This window comes from Shewanella sp. T24-MNA-CIBAN-0130 (assembly GCF_040310185.1).
Taxonomy (GTDB): Bacteria; Pseudomonadota; Gammaproteobacteria; order Enterobacterales; family Shewanellaceae; genus Shewanella; species Shewanella psychromarinicola.
In genome coordinates this window covers 46,885-63,924 of record NZ_JBEOPP010000006.1, presented here as the reverse complement: position 1 = coordinate 63,924, position 17,040 = coordinate 46,885, and the positions used below count along the sequence as shown (strand labels likewise).

Below are 17,040 nucleotides of genomic sequence, written 5' to 3'. Positions count from 1 at the left end.
AAATGAATCTTCAATCATCTAATTGATAAATTTGTTTAATTACATCAACACTTTGATTTGCTATGACAATAGTCTGTTCTAATAATTCTGCTATGGGATCCTTGCCCTCTCTTGAAGCCACTTCTAACGTTTTAGCGGCTTCATACAATGCTGCAGCCCCAAAACTACCAGAACTGCTTTTTAGGGTATGAGCTTCATCTTCAATTCGACTCATGTCACCGTCAGGTCCTAGTCTTTGTAATGTTTCTATTCTCATTTGTACTTCTTGGCAAAAGACCTTTAGCATCTTCTTTAAGGTTTTTTCGCCAATAACATCGACTAAAGTAGCTATTACATCAAAATTTAATAGGCCAATGTTCATCTTAGTCTCTTGCAATGTATTGCTTTGGACAGCAGCAATATCATTGTTTGGCGACAGTGATAAAGATAAATTCATGTTAATGTCTTCCTCAGATTGTTCCTCTGAGGGGCAATCAACACTATGCGGTAATTCAAGCGCCATCTTAGGCTGCGAAGTTATTTCGACTTGATCGTCTGGCTCATCGCGTGTTGATGTTTGCGCTTTATTGACCCACTTAGCGACACCGTCGATCAAATCTTTGCTATTGACTGGTTTACCAATAAAATCAAGCATTCCTGCCTGAGTACAAGCCTCTAACTCTTCTTTGAATACATTGGCTGTCATCGCCAGAATAATTTGTTTAGGTTTTTGCTGTAAAATAAGGCTTGTCGCCTCTAACCCATCCATTTCTGGCATACGAATATCCATTAAAATGATGTCATAGTCAGTTTTAAGCGCCATGTTAACCGCTTCTACACCATTATTAGCATACTCAATATTAGCCCCCTGTTTAGCCAGCATCGTTCCTGCAACCATTTGATTTGCAGGACTGTCTTCAGCCAAGAGGATTTTACAGTGTTGAGGAAATGAAAAATTATCTCGCTGTTGCGATTCAAGTTTGGTTTCTTGGGTTGATCCGCTGATTAGATTTAGCAACATCGCGCGACTAAGGGGTTTGTTAACGACTTGCTCTATGCCCATTTCATTTAATAGTTGCGACACTTGAGTATTCACTCCAGTGCTCAATGCAGCTAAAATACCTTGTGGCAATAAAAAGTCATTATGTAAAATTTTCAATAACTTTCTATCAACCGACATAATGTATGAATCATCGAGTAAAATGAGGTCAAACTGTCCCCGAACTCGCGATAGTTTAAAAACGTTAGCGACATCATTTATATACGTTGTTTTTACACCGTATTCTATATACTGTTTTTTTACCAATTTGCACAATTGCTTATCAGGGTGAATAATCAGCACTCGAGAATGTTCAGGTAATTTTGCATAATGATTTATTGCTTTGGTACTTTTATCTAGCGTCACAAACAAATTGAATCGGCTGCCTTTACCAAGTTCACTTTCCACCGAGATATCACCATCCATCATTCGTACCAATTCGGCACAAATCGCTAACCCTAAACCCGTCCCCTTATAATTAGTGGTATGGGTGTCGTGAACTTGGGAAAATTCAACAAATAGCTTTGCTTGAGCATCCTCACTGATACCAATACCTTGATCTGATATTGAACAACATAGCTCAACGCGTTCTTTATGACTATCAGGTATCCACATTTCTACAGTAATACAGCCTGAGTTTGAAAACTTAATCGCATTGTCAACCAGGTTATGGATCACTTGACGAAGCCGCTGAGGATCACCGACTAAACGCTGTGGAACATTGCGATTAATATAACTGGCAAGATGCACGCCTTTTTCTAATGCTTTATTGGCAAGGATTTGCAGCACCTGAGCTACTAGGTTATCGGGTTCAAACTCATGAGACTCAAGCACCATTTGCCCAGCTTCAATTTTAGAAAAATCTAAAATATCGTTAATGGTATTTAATAGCGCATCGCCCGCTTCTTTAGCCGTTGTAACATAAATTCGTTGCTCTTTTTGAAGCGACGACCCCAAAAGTAACTCAACGCTACCCAGCACGGCATTTAATGGCGAGCGGATTTCATGACTCATGGTGGCTAAAAAGCGTGATTTTGCTTTACTGCCGGCTTCAGCTTGCTCTTTGGCAAGCCGCAACTCTTCTTCTTTTGATTTTTGCTCAGAAATATCCCGTACAAATGCGGTAAATAAAATATCATCTCCCAGCTGAATAGGTATGACCCTTAACTCAATGGGAAACTCTTTACCGTCTTTATTGTGGGCGGGTACCTCAATCCGTTTGTGCAACACAGCCCCTTTGGCCGTTTGCCGATAATGTTCCATACCCTTTCGATGAGCTTGTTGAAATGCCTTAGGAATAATTAAATCCTCTAAGTATTTACCTAACACTTCTTCGCGGGAATAACCAAAAAGCTTAATCGCTGCTGGATTAAATTCTTCTACACTACCGGTAATATCAATAGTAATTAATGCATCTTGGCTTGCCTCAAGCGTCGTCAGTAAAATTGACTGGCTTCGTTCAGCCGCTTTCTGATTAAGCTTTATTGCAGTAAGATCTTTAATAAATCCCAAAAATAAAATGTTGTTATCAATGACCATTTTAGACACTGACAATTCAATAGGAAATTGATGTCCGTCTTTGTGCTCAGCAATTAACTCTCTACCGGTACCGATTATCTTAGCTTCAGCCCCGTCAAGGTAACGCTTTATATAGTGGCCATGCATTTCTCGATCGGCTATTGGCATCAGTATCGAAACATTTTCACCCACCAGCTCCTCGTTACTATAGCCAAAAAGACGGGTTACGGATTTATTCACTTCAGTAATCAAGCCGTTAACATCAATGATAACAAATCCGTCAGCAGCTGATTCTAAAATAGTATTTAATCTGACGTTTGCTCCCGTTAAGGCATGAGATCTTGAATCAATATTTTGTACCATTTGATTAAAAGCAGTGGTGGTTTGAGCAATTTCATCTTTACCGACAACCGGTATTTGTACCCCGGTTTTACCTTGCAAAATAAGTTTTGAGGCTATTTGTAATTGCATCAGATTACGAGTCAAATACACAACTAATAACCAAGAAAATAGTGCGACGAGGAGTATTCCAACAGCCGCAATAGATAAAAGCCGGCTAGAAGCTTGGATTAAAAAGGCATCAAATCCAGAGCGATCAAATCCGATTTGAACAGCCCCAATATCAAGCCCATCTTTAATTATTGGCCTGTTTATATCAAAAATATTGTTTTGTTCATCAATTTGGCCTACTTCATCAACGCCCCATATAACATTGCTGGACTCTTTGTGCATTGCGACGATAAGTTGATTATTTTTAAAAATATAAACGTAGCTGACTTCTTGTTTGTGACTAAGCTCTTTGGCTAGCTCTCTTAAGGTGGTTTTATTCAACTCATTTAGCGCATCTTTAGCCGCTACCGAAAATAAGCTCGTGGTTAGGCTCGCTCGTTTCTCAATTTCAGACTGGTTAGATTGTTTGAGGTAATCAATACTGGTGTAGACCAAAATAAATAGCAATATGGCTTCAATCAGTGCCACTCCTATAATCGTTTTTAATCGAAAAGACAAATTTCCTCTCCCTTACGGACCAGCAAATAACGTTGATAAACGTCTTATACAATTACTATGGATGAGGCTGTTGCATTTTGCAATAACGACATTGCAAATTGAAAATTGAAAACAGGTATAGCAAATAAACTTTCACAAGATCATGTTTTAAAAGTTATTTGAAGAATGGAATAGTTATTGCTTGTAGTTATTGATTGTAGTTATGGGTTAATAGTGGAATTAACACCGAAGACACAGTGTGAAGGTTGATCAGTAAACCTTCAAAGGTCAACATTGGAGTAAAACATGAATCTGGCTAAGTTAACACACACTATCAATATACTGCTCGCAGAAGACTCGACAAGCGAAAGACTGTTTATCGCAAGTCTGTTGGAATTGCTGCAGGTTGAAGATTGCAACATCGTATTGCATCAGTGTATCGACGGGCAACAAGCCTTATCCTTGTGTGAAAATCAACCCATTGATTTACTCATCAGCGACTGGCGTATGCCTAAATTAACTGGGATTGCCGTCTGTGAAATATTGAAACAAACTGATTCACCTCCTTACATACTGTTACTTACCGGTAATAATGCAACCGATGACCTCATTTATGCATTAGAGTCTGGAGCAGATGATTATTTAGCTAAGCCTTTTGAACCCAAAGTGCTAAAGATGCGTGTCATCGCCGCGATTCGTCTGATTAAGGCACAACAGATAATGAAAGCACAAAATAATGCACTTAATCAGGCATTTCATAAAACACAAAAATTACTTGATCAGAAAAAATCTGAATTGAAACAAGCCGCTCAATTGCAACATGCATTATTACCTGACAAACGATTCACCTTAGAAAATTGGCAAGTGAATCATTATTTCGCTGCAGCAAATGAGTTGGCCGGTGACATGTTTCAATGCTTTACTATTGACGGCCAATGGATCGGATTTTTCTTAATCGATGTGTCAGGTCACGGCGCGGGGGCCGCAATGCAAAGTTTCGCCCTGGCACAATCATTAAATCCAAGTCGAGTAGATTGGCATCAATCTCCAGCAATACTAATGGATTACATTAATCAGGTTTTTTCAGACCCCTGCCAGCACGGTCAATTTGCCACGATGATAATAGGAAAAATCAACAGTAAAAGTGGCCAATATGAAATGTGCAATGCCGGTCACCCACAGCCCTTTCTCATCAGCCAACATCGCTGTGAGTCACTCGATATCCCTTCGAGTTTACCCATTGGTATTGATGAAAATACTCAATATATCGACTGCCAAGGTCACCTAGCTGATGATGAACATCTAATGATTTTTTCTGATGGTATTTATGAAATTAACCATCCGAAGTTGGGTATGTTTGGGCTTGAACGGCTCAAAACATTATGCATGGTCAACCACGCAATTAGTGGTGATGCGATGATCCATCGTATTCGTCATGCATTGTCAATGTGGCAACAAGGTGAAGCACAAGACGACATGTCACTTATGTTGTTTTCCAACAGACTGTGGCACCAGAAAAAGTCTGTTGAACACCAAAAAAGCCATAACCAGCAAAGCCATCAGGCAAACAAAGCGGTTAATTCATCGGGATCCATAAGTGATAAAATGCCATAAGGAGCGCATTATGAATAGTTTACAATTAAACTTAACGCCTCAAATTATTGAGCAGCAGCAATTTTGTATCGAACTAGAACAATTTATGCTGAACAACCAAGTATGTGATAAGCAGCGTTTTAAAGTCATTACCTGTACGTTAGAAGGCGTCAATAATATCCTTCAACACACAAGCTGTGATGCTGCCAACATTACCTTATTAATGCACTGTAATACCGATAGCGTCATCGTCGACTTACTTGATAATGCTCTTTATACCGAATTACCCGCTTTGATTGATTGTCCTGATCAAAATGAGGAACATGGTCGGGGTTTATGGATAATGTATAGTTGGATGGATCAGGTGTGGAATCAACCCACAGTATTAGGCAGCCACCTAAGAATGAGTTTATTAAGAAACTAACCCACTTACTGACAGAAATAACGATTACGAACCCTTATAACAGCAGTAAATTAGCCCAGCTTACTGCTTTTTAAAATCTTCGCTGCACGTCAGAACTTACTTATCACTAAAAATAACCCCCTCCGGCATGCACCAATGCATTGCAATCTGCAAAATCTCACCCTCAATTTGCAATAAACACTCTCTAATACATGCAATCAATTGAAATTAAACAATAAAATAACTGGCACATATACTGCAGTATCTTTTAGTAATTAAAGATATTCTCAGCCGATGATATAAAAATCAATGATTGATAATACCAATATTCACTTTGTTACATGATAAATCAGAGGGCGACATTATGAACTTCGAATTAAAAGCACAACAACACGCGAGTGTAGTTCGCTTACCAAGAAAAATGGTAATGGCACAAACGCCAACATATAGAGCCGCTATTTTAGAATACATCAACAAGGGTAATACTCGACTGGTCTTCGACATGAGCCAGCTTGAATACATTGACTCAAGTGGGCTTTCAGTTTTGATTTCTGCACGTAAAAATACCATGCATTACCATGGGAATATTGTGTTGTTAAATCCAAATTCTAGCGTAAGAGCATTAATTGAGTTAACTCGGTTGCATCATATTATGGATATTTATGAATCTGAAGAGCAAGCGCTTGATGGGCTGCGTGAAGATACGCCTTTAAAAGAAATAACCCGCTAGTGTCAATACGGGCAGATTGTTGGGCTTTACTTATTAAGGAATTTATCATGACAAACTTATCCCACGTTACGCTCATTGGATTATTTTGCGTAAGTGTTTCAGCTTGCGTCACCCCCAATAGACCAGCAAGCCAAGATATTTGCCAGTTAACTACCTCTAGTGAATGCCACTATTTTGGTCAGCACACGCCTTATGATCGACAGATCAGTGCCCAACGTCCAAATAATCTTAAATTGGGCTTAATTGAAAACGTGCCAATCAATAATTCCTACATTAATGCAAACAGCCATTTGCTCACTAAAGAAGGTGTTAAGGCGCAACACCTTGCCCTGGGCTTAATTGACTCGCAATGGCAAAAAGCCCAACTGAAATTGTCGGTGGGTGACAAATTAGATATTAATATTTTAAACGGTGAAGATTTCAGTAAAGCCGTTGAAATTGATGCCGATGGCAATATCTACCTGCCATTCATTCAAAGTGTATCAGCAAAAAACCTCACCTTAATACAATTGAACGATGCCATCAGGCATCAATTGATCGTTGAAAAACTGATGCAACCTGCTGCTATCCGTATCAGCATTGTGCCCATCAGTTGGGCCCCGATTAATATCACCACTTCTGGCGCGGTATATGAACCTGGTCAGCACATGATTAATAAAAAACAACCCATTGAAACTAAAGATGACGGAAGTGATTTTTCTGGTGATCAAGCCACTGAGCGAAGCATTGATGCAGCGCTTCGTTCTTCTGGAGGTATTCGTCCAGATGCCGATTTAACGGCGGTGAATGTTATTCGTGATAATCGGATATACCGCATCGACTTAACAGGTGTTTTAACCGGCGAATCGATTCAAGAGTTTACCTTAATGGCAGGGGACAAAGTGTATGTCCCCTCAACAAACCAATTCAATGACGAATTGGCTAGACCATCGCCGATTACAACACCGGGTATTCGAGTATTTATGTCTAACTTAACCCAACCAGCAAGTTCAAACAGCCAATCAGCAGTAGACAGAGAAGCCACCCGATTCCCTTACGGTACACGCTTACTCCATGGCGCCATTGCAGCCAACTGTGTCGGCGGCGCGCAATCAACCAATGCCAGCCGTTACATATTATTAGTGACTAAAAATCCATTATCGAATCAGATGGATGTAGTCGAACGTTCGATTGATGGGTTAATACAGCAATCTTGGAAAAATAATATGAACCCAGTGTTATTACCGGGTGATGGCATTGCCTGTTATGACTCAAGAATGACCAACTTCCGTGAACTTGCACGTAGCCTAACCGACGTCATTATTCCAAGCAGCTTAATTGGCTGGTTATAAGGAGCATGTCATGGATAATGTTATTAAAGACAAAAACCAGCAAAAAAGGGCACACAATAACAATGAAGCTGATTATCAAATCAATGATGCCAAAGATAATAGCTTAAGCGAATTGGCTTACTTATTTTGGATAAAACGGGCAGCATTGGAAGGCAGTAAACTCACCCCCAAAGCACGTAAGCGTTTATATCTTAAAACGGCAATGATGAGCTTATTAATTATCTGGGTAATGACGTCGATATTACTGGTGATTAAACCCACCTCTTACGTGTCAAAGTGGATATTAATCTTACCCGGTAATGGTGCTGGAGCATTAGTTAACCTAGATAGCGTAGGCCAAGCAACCAGCTCATCTAGCTCACCTTATTTGAGTTCGGCAATTGATCCTCGAGAAAATTATAAAGCCATATCTAGCAGTGATATGTTAATGACTCAGGCGGCAAAACAATTAAAAATGTCCGTTGCACAACTCGGTAAGCCAAAGCTTACGTTACCCAGCCAAACGGGTCTAATGGAATTTAGCGTTAAAGGCGGTACAGCTCAAGAAGCGCAAGATAAAGGTTGGGCATTATATCGTTCATTACAACAGCTGCTCAGTGACCTTCGTACCGATGAAGTGAATCTTCGAGATAGTGGCATTAGTCAAGGTTTAGCGGGCTACAATAGCAAAGTAAAAAAGACTCAAGATGCTATTTTAGCCTTTCAGTCAGAACGTGGTTTAGTATCACTTGATCAGTTTAAAGAACTCGCATTAACTATTGAGCGATTACGCCATGGCCGGGTCAATATGCTGTCTACATTAACCGGGATTGAAGCGGAAGAACAAAGTCTACATCAACATTTAGGAACATCATCTGATGAGGCCGCAGCTCTGTTAAAGCTGCATAATGATAAGCTCTTTCAGCAGCTATTAATGGCTTACAATGACACCATGGGCCAACAACATGCCCTATCCGCTCATTATGGAACTAATCATCCACAAATAACCAGTTTACGTGCCGAAGAAACTAAATTACAAACAGCCTTAGAAGCGCGTATAACGTTATTATTAAGACAAAAACAGCGTATACAACAAACTAAGCTACTGAATATACTGATGTTAAAAGACATTGATGGCCGCGCAGAGTTAATGGGGCAACTGATACAACTAAGGGCTAAACATCTTGGTTTAAAGCAACAACTTAGCACATTGGATGAACAAATTGTACACTGGGAAATCCGTTTAGACTTGTCTAATGATGATGCCGCAAAACTAGAAGATTTACATCGTGCTCATCAACTGGCCACCGCGGTAATGACCTCTGCTGTAGCCAAAATGGATGTAGGAAAAGCGGATATTTTTACTGCCTATCCGTTATTGCAATTATTGTCGCCACCTTCATTTGCTTCTAAAGCAGATAATTTGGCGACCATGTTATTACTTGTTGCGGCCTTTTGCGCATCGTTTATGGCAATAATAGGACTGAGTATTTTATGGATCCGCAAACCGTTACTCCGCAAAATGCTGACGAAAGAATCGTCTACAAAGCCATAGTCTATAGCTATTTGTTTTGGCTAGTGGGAGCCCTTTATATTATCGCTCCGGTTATTGCTTGGATTTTATTTTGTCGCTTACTGGTCAAAAAGCTGTCTTATCAACCCGCAAGTACCATCAGATTAACCCTGTATATTTGGTTATTAGGTATGTGGGTGATGTTAATCGCCCTTATTGTTGGCCATCTTGAACAGAGCTTGGGCATAGCCAAATTAATAAAGTCGAGTATAGGCTGGGCTAAGGGATGGGCTTTATTGGCTATTTTTCCTGTGATTGGTTGTTTAGACATTAGGCCGCAAGTTATTTACCGAGCGTGTTGTCAAGTCTGCAAACATACCGTTATATTGCTGCCGATATTTGTACTGGCATGGCTACTTAAATTACCCAGTACCTTATATGTTTCCCCATTAAGTATTATTGGTGGCCCAGGGCCTGAGTTTTTCTCATTAAGCTTATATGAGATAGATCCTGGCAGTGGGATCCCGCGCTGGCGTTTATTTACACCTTGGGCTCCCGCATTAGGGATGTTGGGCAATTTATATTTTATTTTTGCACTGCAAGAGTCTTCTCGTCGTTGGAAACGTTGGGGGGTTATTGGCAGTTTACTTATGGTGCTAATGTCTCAATCTCGGCTGGCCTTAATTTGCTATATGGCCTTATTTGGCTACTTCTCGATGCTAAAATTTGTCCGTACCCCACTCCTGTACTTTATATTATGCCCTATCATTTTAGCGACTGGATTTGTTGGTGAATCCATTCTGAATAAAATAACCATGACTATTGCTGCGGTGAAAGGAGCCAGAGCAGACTCCACTCGGGTTCGACAGTCCTTAGCTGATATTGCTGTTGAACGATGGTGGAACGAAGCGGTTATGTTTGGTCATGGTATTGTTGAGCGAGGACCGCATATGGTGGAGTTTATGCCAATTGGTTCTCACCATACTTGGTATGGGCTATTATTTGTCAAAGGTTTGGTGGGGGCTATAGCACTGGCTATTCCCATGCTAGTGACATTTGTGGTGTTATTGCTGAGGATTTTTACCCACCCATTGGCAAAAGTAGGCATGGCGATACTGATGCTGTTAATGCTATACACTTTTGGTGAAAACTTAGAAATTCTCGCTTATCTATTTTGGCCTGGGTTGATCATTTTGGGCAAAGCGCTTATTGATCCACCGACCGCGCCATCGCACCTTGTTGACACCAAGCAGTAAATCAATTTCATCAAGGTCATTTACTCATCAAGTCTATCACTTAGCGATATTCGTTAAGTGAACTACTCTGCGACTTTCGCTCCGCCCGGATCACAGGGTTTTCTCGACAGATTCAATAAATAAAGCTCACTCCCTCCAGACTATCGAACGTTGCATTTTGCTTTTGCAATCTGCAACACGACCTTTTACAAATCGCCTTTCTCAATTAAAAAAAACAAATAAACCATATAAAACAATGCATTAAAACATGGCACAATTTATGTATTAATCCCTACGAGGCATAGCATCTATGCAGTAAATTACCCTGGGATTAATATGAAAAACTGGCACGTTAATAAGTTATATCAATCAAGCCAACTCATAAATCAAGGCTTTGCGGGGTTGGGAAAAAGTATGATGTGGCTTGGTTCTGCGCAATTTAGTGGCCGAATGATCCGCTTAGTTTCCAGTGTTATTTTAGCGCGTTTATTAATGCCCGAAATTTTTGGCCAAGCAGCAATCGTACTCACCCTATTTGAACTCATTTGCACCGCCACTCGCCGTATTACATCAGCGGCATTAATTCGCATGGATGATCAAACCTTTTCCGACCACTTTAACAGTGCAAACTGGGTCAATATCATCGTCTGCATCATTGCCTTTTTGCTTATGGTGGCGATTAGTTTTCCATTAGCGAACTACTACCAATCTCCTCAATTGGTTATGCCTATCGTGCTAATGGCGACGAGCTTTTTATTTCTACCAATGGGTATGCAGTATGCAACATTAAATTTGCGTAGAAATAATATGCGTATTGTGGGCAGAGCTAATTTATGGCAGACCCTAATAGATGCGTTCTTAACGGCCACATTGGCATTATTAGGCTTTGGAATTTGGGCCATTATTTTACCCAAAGTTCTGGTTATTTTTATTTGGATTGCGATCCATCGTTATCAAAATCCTCTTCCTCAAACGCTGTCTACTTCGAACACCTTTAGGGACATCAACTTGGTTAAAATAACCTCGTTGTTAGCTTTTGGTATTCCGGTGAGCTTAAGCGATCTCACCACCACCCTTAGACAAAATATCGATTACTTGCTAATTGGTTTCTTTATGGGAGTAGAGACACTCGGAGTGTACTTTTTTGCTTATAACATCAGTTTAGGGATCAGCCTTGGCTTAATACAAAGTTTTGGCACCGCATTTTACAGTCACCTTTGTCAACGCAGTTCTTTACAGCGCGATCTTTGTGCTAAATATCTCAGCAGCATTGCAGCCATTATGGCGATAACCATCCCGATAATTTTATTACAAAGCCTGTTATCACATTGGTATGTGCCCATGGTCTATGGCGATAAATGGCTCGCAACGGATGCTGTGAGTGTATTCCTGTTTTTGTGTCTGAGTGGTTTAGCAAGGCCATTAGGCGAAGCCGCTAGTCAATTATTGCTCGTTAATGGCTTAAGCCAAGTCAATTTGAAAATCAACCTATTACTAACCGCTCTATATGCCGTGGTCATCAGTATTGCTTGTCAATATAGCCTCGTTGCCGTAGCTCAAACAGTAATGGTCACCTATCTCATCACGTTACCGCTAGTGAGTATTTATAGCTATCAAAGAGTGTTTAAAAGCACTCTCCAATTAAGCCCTGTAGGAGAATCATCATGAGCCCTAAAATCTCTGTAATCATGCCCGTTTATAATGTGCAGAAATTTGTAAAACAAGCCATTGAATCTGTTTTAAGTCAAACGTTTACTGATTTTGAACTTATCATAATTAATGACTGTGCGACGGACAATAGTCTGAGAATTTGTCAGAAAATAATCGATCCTCGTATCCGTATCATTAATCATATTGAAAACAAAGGACTGGCAGCTGCTCGTAATACCGGAATTCGTCATGCTTTAGGTAAATACGTCGCCTTTATTGACTCCGATGACATGTGGCATACAGAAAAACTGCAGCGTCACTGCACCCATTTAGACGAAAACCCTAAGGTGGGGATCAGCTTTTCACGTTCAAGCTTTATGAACTATGAGGGCAAAACGATTAATTTTTACCAAATGCCACAGTTAACTAATATTGATGCTGCACATTTACTTTGCCGTAATCCGGTTGGTAATGGCTCAGCACCCGTTATCCGTCGCGAAACGTTGGATGATATTCGTTTTCAAGCGGTATACAAATATGAGTTGTACTCATGTTATTTTGATGAAAAATTTCGTCAATCTGAAGATATCGAATGTTGGCTGCGTATTGTGGCAACCACTAAGTGGAAAATGGAAGGATTGCCGCAACCGTTAACTTATTATCGACTTAACCATGGCGGATTATCCGCTAACTTACTAAAGCAGCTTGCCTCTTGGGAGCAAATGATCAACAAGGCAAGATATTTTGCTCCTAAACTATTAAAACGTCATGAAAATGTTGCACGAGCTTATCAGTTACGTTATTTAGCTCGTCAAGCAATAAGAATGAAAGATGGCAAAATGGCAGCCAAATTAGCCACCCAAGCATTGCAAACGTCACCTAAAATTCTAATCGATGAAATGGGCAGGACAATTAGCACTGTGAGTGCCGCTTATTTACAATGGATACTGCCGGCAATTTGCTACCATTGGTGTGAAAGTGTAGGACATAAAATCATTGGTTTAATCCAAAAATACAAGATTATCCGTGACGGCGTGTCATCCGCGTTCTTATAACAAGGTTCATTCAAGCAATATCATCTGATTGCAAGCTGCTTTGCAAACTGCAATCAGGTGAAACAAACCCAAACAAATCAAAATAAACCCATACAAATCAACATTATAAATAGTGGCACGATTTAAGCATTATCTAGATAACTCATTAGGAATCTCACCGAGTTTCCTATCCGTACCACAATGGTTATCGAGGTGGCTTATGCGCACTCACATCAAAAACATTTCATGGTCAGTCAGAATAGTTGAATCAATTATCAGCTTGATATTACTACTCTTGGTCAGTCCGTTGTTATTATTAAAAGCTTGTTACTTGAAATATCAGCACGCTCAAGCGATTGAAGTGGTCTATTTACACAGCGGCAATGAAAAACCTATCGCGTTATTACAATTTATTCAGCCGCAATGGTCCTATTGGTTAGGCCTCATTAATGTGATTAAAGGTGAGCTTGGCTTTGTGGGTTGTCAATATCAATATGAGGTATTGGAATATCAAGACTATATAGTCCGTCCAGGTTTAATGTCCTTTAGCCAAATGCACTCAAGAATGGGTATTGCCTATGACAAGTTTACCATTGACCCGAAATTAAATGCCTCAGTGAGCCGCTATATATTAACAACCCTTCGTTGCTTAATAGGTTATACCTTGTCATCAAAGATGGTTTGCACTAGCCAGACCCATTTTACCTTACTCAAAGTGGCGATTAGTAACGTCACCATGAAACAAGCCATTGATAGCTTATTAACCAGTGGCCGAAGCCGTAACTGTGACGCTTTCGCATTCGTCAATACAGACTGCATGAATATTGCCCATACCAATATTGAGTATCGCCAAGTATTAAATCAAACCAAGCAGGTTTTTGCTGACGGCAGTGGTTTGCGCTTAGCCTGTAAATACAACCACATTGTGCTTAAAGATAATGTTAATGGCACCGATATGTTTCCACGCTTATGTGAACAAGCAGCCAAAAATGGCACATCTATTTATTTTTTAGGTGCTAAACCTGGCGTAGCAGAAAAAGCCGCAGCGAACATGACAAAACGTTATCCCCAATTACGCATTGCTGGCATACAAGATGGCTATTTTAAAGCTCATCAAACTGAGGACATCATTAAGCATATTAATCAGTCTGATAGCGGAATTTTATTGGTCGCTATGGGGGCTCCTACTCAAGAGATGTGGATAGCTAATCATCAGCATCAGTTGAATGTGGGAGCAGCCGTTGGTGTCGGAGGATTATTCGACTTTTATGCTGATGCGGTCACTCGTGCACCTTTGGCACTTCGTCAAATGGGAATGGAATGGACTTGGCGGTTAATGCAAGAGCCTAAGAGAATGTGGCGTCGATATATTATTGGCAACCCATTGTTTGTTCTGCGGGTATTAATTGATTTGATCGCGCAGCGATTACTAGCGCATAAGAGTGCAAACAAAGCCACATTGCAATTTGCATCAACGCCGTCTCAAAATGCAAATCCGTTGGTTGCGACATCGATAAACGTCAACCTTTTAGACGCTACCACACAGCGAAAATCATGGGGTAAACAACGATGGTTTTTCAGCAAAATAAAGTTAAACCAAATCAGCAAAAGGCTATTGGATATTAGTGCGTCGGCTAGCTTATTGCTGATGCTGTCTCCGCTTTTATTACTCACGGCTTGTGCGATACGACTTGAATCAAAAGGCAATGTATTTTTTAGCCAAACCCGTGCAGGACAAGACAATCAACCGTTTACCATGTTTAAGTTTCGTTCAATGTTTACCGATGCAGAAGCTAGATTGGGTAAATTAACTGCACAGAATGATATGCAAGGTGGGGTGCTGTTTAAGATGAAATCTGATCCTAGGATCACTCACATCGGCGCTTGGATCCGTAAGCTATCAATTGACGAATTACCACAACTTTGGAACGTCTTTAAAGGCGATATGTCATTAGTTGGCCCGCGTCCTGCATTACCCAGTGAAGTGAACCAATATCAGTTATCAGATAGACGAAGATTAATGGTTAAACCCGGTATTACCTGTATTTGGCAAGTATCTGGCCGATCTCACATTCCATTCGACAAACAGGTTGAACTTGATGTTGATTATATCTACCAACAATCACTGATAAAAGACATTAAGTTATTATTTAAGACCATTCCGGCAGTTATTTTCGCCCGGGGTGCATACTAGGAGTAAGGATATGCAAGCCATTATTTTTGCCAACCGTTCAGCGACCGAACTGGCACCATTGAATCGTCAATACTGTGCTGCGTTATTACCCGTGGCCAACAAAGCAATAATTGACTATACCCTTGAAGATCTTGCTCAAGCGGGTATTACCCGTGCAAAATTAGTCATCGCCAATAATGCTGCAGAAATTGAATCCCATGTTGCTAACGGTGCTAGATGGAATTTAACTATCGAATATTTTTTAAGCAAACCAGAAGAAGATATTGAATCAGTATTAAAACGGATGAAATTAGACCCTAATCAGTCTCTATTAGTCGTGAGGGGTGATATTGTTCGCACACCTTGTATTAGACGTTTTGTTGAATTTGCCAAGCAGGTTAAACAAGCATTTGTGCTAGCCTCAATGAGCGATCTAAACCCTGGACTATTAATGCTACCCGAGGGCCGCTTACATGGGCACAATTTAAATTGGCCATTAGCCGCTCCCCAAAAAGATAACGATAAAACCATTAATCAAGTCTTACACGGTATGGCTTTCCATCTAGACAGCATCGACAATTTTGTTGCCGCAAACCATTATATTATTAAACATGTCGACACCTTTGGCTTAAAAGGCCGTAGAGTTGATTCCGCGCAAAAAAATAACCAACTTAGAATTGAACATCAAACACAGCACCCTAGTTTTGCAAACCAAAAAACTTACGGCAACATTGGAGCCAATACCTATTTAAATAATCAGGTAAAATGTCACGGTGCGATCGTGATCGGCCAGCATTGTTATATCGATAATAGCGAATTAAGCAATAGTATCGTATTACCCAATACATACATTGGTAATAACCTTAATGTTAGCAATCAAATTGTATCTCAAGATTACATTATCGATATTGCCAAAAACACTTGGGTTAAAGTCAACGATCCTAGTCTTGTTTCTACATGTCATCTCAAGGTAAAGAAATTAACCAAGGTGTCATTTATCACCCGATTAGTGGCGGCATTGTTAATTCTATTAACCCTACCGATTATGTTAATCAGTTTACTGGTAGCTTGTATTCAACGGCCTAAACATCCCATTAAACGGATTTGCGTCAGTAATAATCAGCAACAGCTTATCTCTTTGATTGAAATCGCCATCAACGCTCCGGTGCTGGCAAAGTTGCCACAATTGTGGCTCGTCGTTAAAGGTGAGCTATTGCTCTTTGGCGCAAGTTCTCTGGGTCACCAACATGCACGTTATGGTGTATTTGGTCCGGTACAAATCCTACTGAATGATACGACCCCACAGGAAGAAATAGAATTGGTTGAAATGGAGTTTCAACCATTAAGTCAACTAGGTTACCTGCGTCGATTATGGCAAATAACCCACTCAATCAATGCTCGTTAATTCATATATCAAGACTTGAGGTATTCCATGAAAACTATCATTACTTACGGCACGTTTGATTTATTTCATTTTGGACACGTGAGGTTGTTTAAACGCTTAAAAAAGCTTGGTGATAAGCTAATTGTGGGTGTATCCACCGACGAATTTAATGCGCTTAAAGGTAAGGCCGCGTTTTTCAATTTTCAACAACGACAAGAAATTGTCGCAGCCTGTAAATATGTTGATGAGGTGATAGCTGAAAACGATTGGCGCCAGAAAAGGAATGATATTATTCGGCTAAATGCTGACATCTTTGCTATTGGTGATGACTGGAAAGGTAAATTTGATGATTTATCTGATATCTGTAACGTATTTTATCTTGAACGCACGCAACAAATTTCAACGACAGAAATTAAGAATAATCTTGCCAACAGAGTGATTCCAGATCCAATAAGTCATCCCGTTAGCGCTAATATTGCATAAGGAATTAAC

12 protein-coding genes are annotated in these 17,040 nt (G+C 40.2%); 11 read left to right on the top strand and 1 reads right to left on the bottom strand.

What is annotated here, in order from left to right:
• Nucleotides 1-10: 10 nt before the first annotated feature.
• On the bottom strand, nucleotides 11-3,544 hold the full coding sequence (locus AAEZ02_RS03945; protein ID WP_351122052.1) for a PAS domain S-box protein: 3,534 nt from the start codon (nucleotides 3,542-3,544) through the stop codon (nucleotides 11-13).
• Nucleotides 3,545-3,829: 285 nt separating this feature from the next.
• On the opposite strand from AAEZ02_RS03945, the gene AAEZ02_RS03940 reads away from it, so the two are divergent.
• From AAEZ02_RS03940 to AAEZ02_RS03890, 11 genes are all read left to right on the top strand, one after another.
• Entirely contained in the window at nucleotides 3,830-5,137 is a 1,308-nt protein-coding gene (locus tag AAEZ02_RS03940) for a SpoIIE family protein phosphatase (protein WP_124013381.1), read from the top strand.
• A gap of 10 nt (nucleotides 5,138-5,147) precedes the next feature.
• Entirely contained in the window at nucleotides 5,148-5,540 is a 393-nt protein-coding gene (locus tag AAEZ02_RS03935) for an ATP-binding protein (RefSeq protein ID WP_101030316.1), read from the top strand.
• A gap of 343 nt (nucleotides 5,541-5,883) precedes the next feature.
• On the top strand, nucleotides 5,884-6,249 hold the full coding sequence (locus tag AAEZ02_RS03930) for an STAS domain-containing protein (protein WP_124013382.1): 366 nt from the start codon (nucleotides 5,884-5,886) through the stop codon (nucleotides 6,247-6,249).
• A 47-nt stretch (nucleotides 6,250-6,296) separates the two neighbouring features.
• Nucleotides 6,297-7,580 (top strand): polysaccharide biosynthesis/export family protein, encoded by a 1,284-nt coding sequence (locus AAEZ02_RS03925; protein ID WP_124013383.1) that lies wholly within the window; start codon nucleotides 6,297-6,299, stop codon nucleotides 7,578-7,580.
• A gap of 10 nt (nucleotides 7,581-7,590) precedes the next feature.
• On the top strand, nucleotides 7,591-9,114 hold the full coding sequence (locus tag AAEZ02_RS03920; RefSeq protein ID WP_233768499.1) for a GumC domain-containing protein: 1,524 nt from the start codon (nucleotides 7,591-7,593) through the stop codon (nucleotides 9,112-9,114).
• Nucleotides 9,054-10,328, top strand: coding sequence for an O-antigen ligase family protein (locus AAEZ02_RS03915; protein ID WP_124013384.1), 1,275 nt, complete (start codon nucleotides 9,054-9,056; stop codon nucleotides 10,326-10,328). Before AAEZ02_RS03920 ends, AAEZ02_RS03915 begins: the two co-directional genes overlap by 61 nt.
• A 315-nt stretch (nucleotides 10,329-10,643) precedes the next feature.
• A complete protein-coding gene (locus AAEZ02_RS03910; RefSeq protein ID WP_124013385.1) occupies nucleotides 10,644-11,975 on the top strand; it encodes an oligosaccharide flippase family protein in 1,332 nt (443 codons plus the stop codon).
• Nucleotides 11,972-13,012 carry a glycosyltransferase family 2 protein gene (locus AAEZ02_RS03905; RefSeq protein ID WP_124013386.1) on the top strand — a complete coding sequence of 347 codons (1,041 nt, stop codon included), beginning with the start codon at nucleotides 11,972-11,974 and terminating at the stop codon, nucleotides 13,010-13,012. The genes AAEZ02_RS03910 and AAEZ02_RS03905 overlap by 4 nt, the downstream gene beginning before the upstream one ends.
• Nucleotides 13,013-13,211: 199 nt before the next feature.
• Nucleotides 13,212-15,185, top strand: a complete 1,974-nt coding sequence (locus AAEZ02_RS03900) for a WecB/TagA/CpsF family glycosyltransferase (RefSeq protein ID WP_351122045.1) — start codon at nucleotides 13,212-13,214, stop codon at nucleotides 15,183-15,185.
• 10 nt (nucleotides 15,186-15,195) lie between these two features.
• On the top strand, nucleotides 15,196-16,569 hold the full coding sequence (locus AAEZ02_RS03895) for a nucleotidyltransferase family protein (RefSeq protein ID WP_124013388.1): 1,374 nt from the start codon (nucleotides 15,196-15,198) through the stop codon (nucleotides 16,567-16,569).
• Between the two features lie 27 nt (nucleotides 16,570-16,596).
• Nucleotides 16,597-17,031, top strand: coding sequence for an FAD synthase family protein (locus AAEZ02_RS03890; protein ID WP_124013389.1), 435 nt, complete (start codon nucleotides 16,597-16,599; stop codon nucleotides 17,029-17,031).
• The last annotated feature ends 9 nt before the right edge of the window (nucleotides 17,032-17,040 follow it).

Excerpts from the sequence above, each read along its gene's own strand:
- AAEZ02_RS03915 (WP_124013384.1), top strand. The coding sequence starts at position 9,054 with ATGGATCCGCAAACCGTTACTCCGCAAAATGCTGACGAAAGAATCGTC.
- AAEZ02_RS03900 (WP_351122045.1), top strand. The coding sequence starts at position 13,212 with ATGCGCACTCACATCAAAAACATTTCATGGTCAGTCAGAATAGTTGAA.
- AAEZ02_RS03930 (WP_124013382.1), top strand. The coding sequence starts at position 5,884 with ATGAACTTCGAATTAAAAGCACAACAACACGCGAGTGTAGTTCGCTTA.
- AAEZ02_RS03905 (WP_124013386.1), top strand. The coding sequence starts at position 11,972 with ATGAGCCCTAAAATCTCTGTAATCATGCCCGTTTATAATGTGCAGAAA.
- AAEZ02_RS03940 (WP_124013381.1), top strand. The coding sequence starts at position 3,830 with ATGAATCTGGCTAAGTTAACACACACTATCAATATACTGCTCGCAGAA.
- AAEZ02_RS03910 (WP_124013385.1), top strand. The coding sequence starts at position 10,644 with ATGAAAAACTGGCACGTTAATAAGTTATATCAATCAAGCCAACTCATA.
- AAEZ02_RS03920 (WP_233768499.1), top strand. The coding sequence starts at position 7,591 with ATGGATAATGTTATTAAAGACAAAAACCAGCAAAAAAGGGCACACAAT.
- AAEZ02_RS03895 (WP_124013388.1), top strand. The coding sequence starts at position 15,196 with ATGCAAGCCATTATTTTTGCCAACCGTTCAGCGACCGAACTGGCACCA.
- AAEZ02_RS03935 (WP_101030316.1), top strand. The coding sequence starts at position 5,148 with ATGAATAGTTTACAATTAAACTTAACGCCTCAAATTATTGAGCAGCAG.
- AAEZ02_RS03925 (WP_124013383.1), top strand. The coding sequence starts at position 6,297 with ATGACAAACTTATCCCACGTTACGCTCATTGGATTATTTTGCGTAAGT.
- AAEZ02_RS03890 (WP_124013389.1), top strand. The coding sequence starts at position 16,597 with ATGAAAACTATCATTACTTACGGCACGTTTGATTTATTTCATTTTGGA.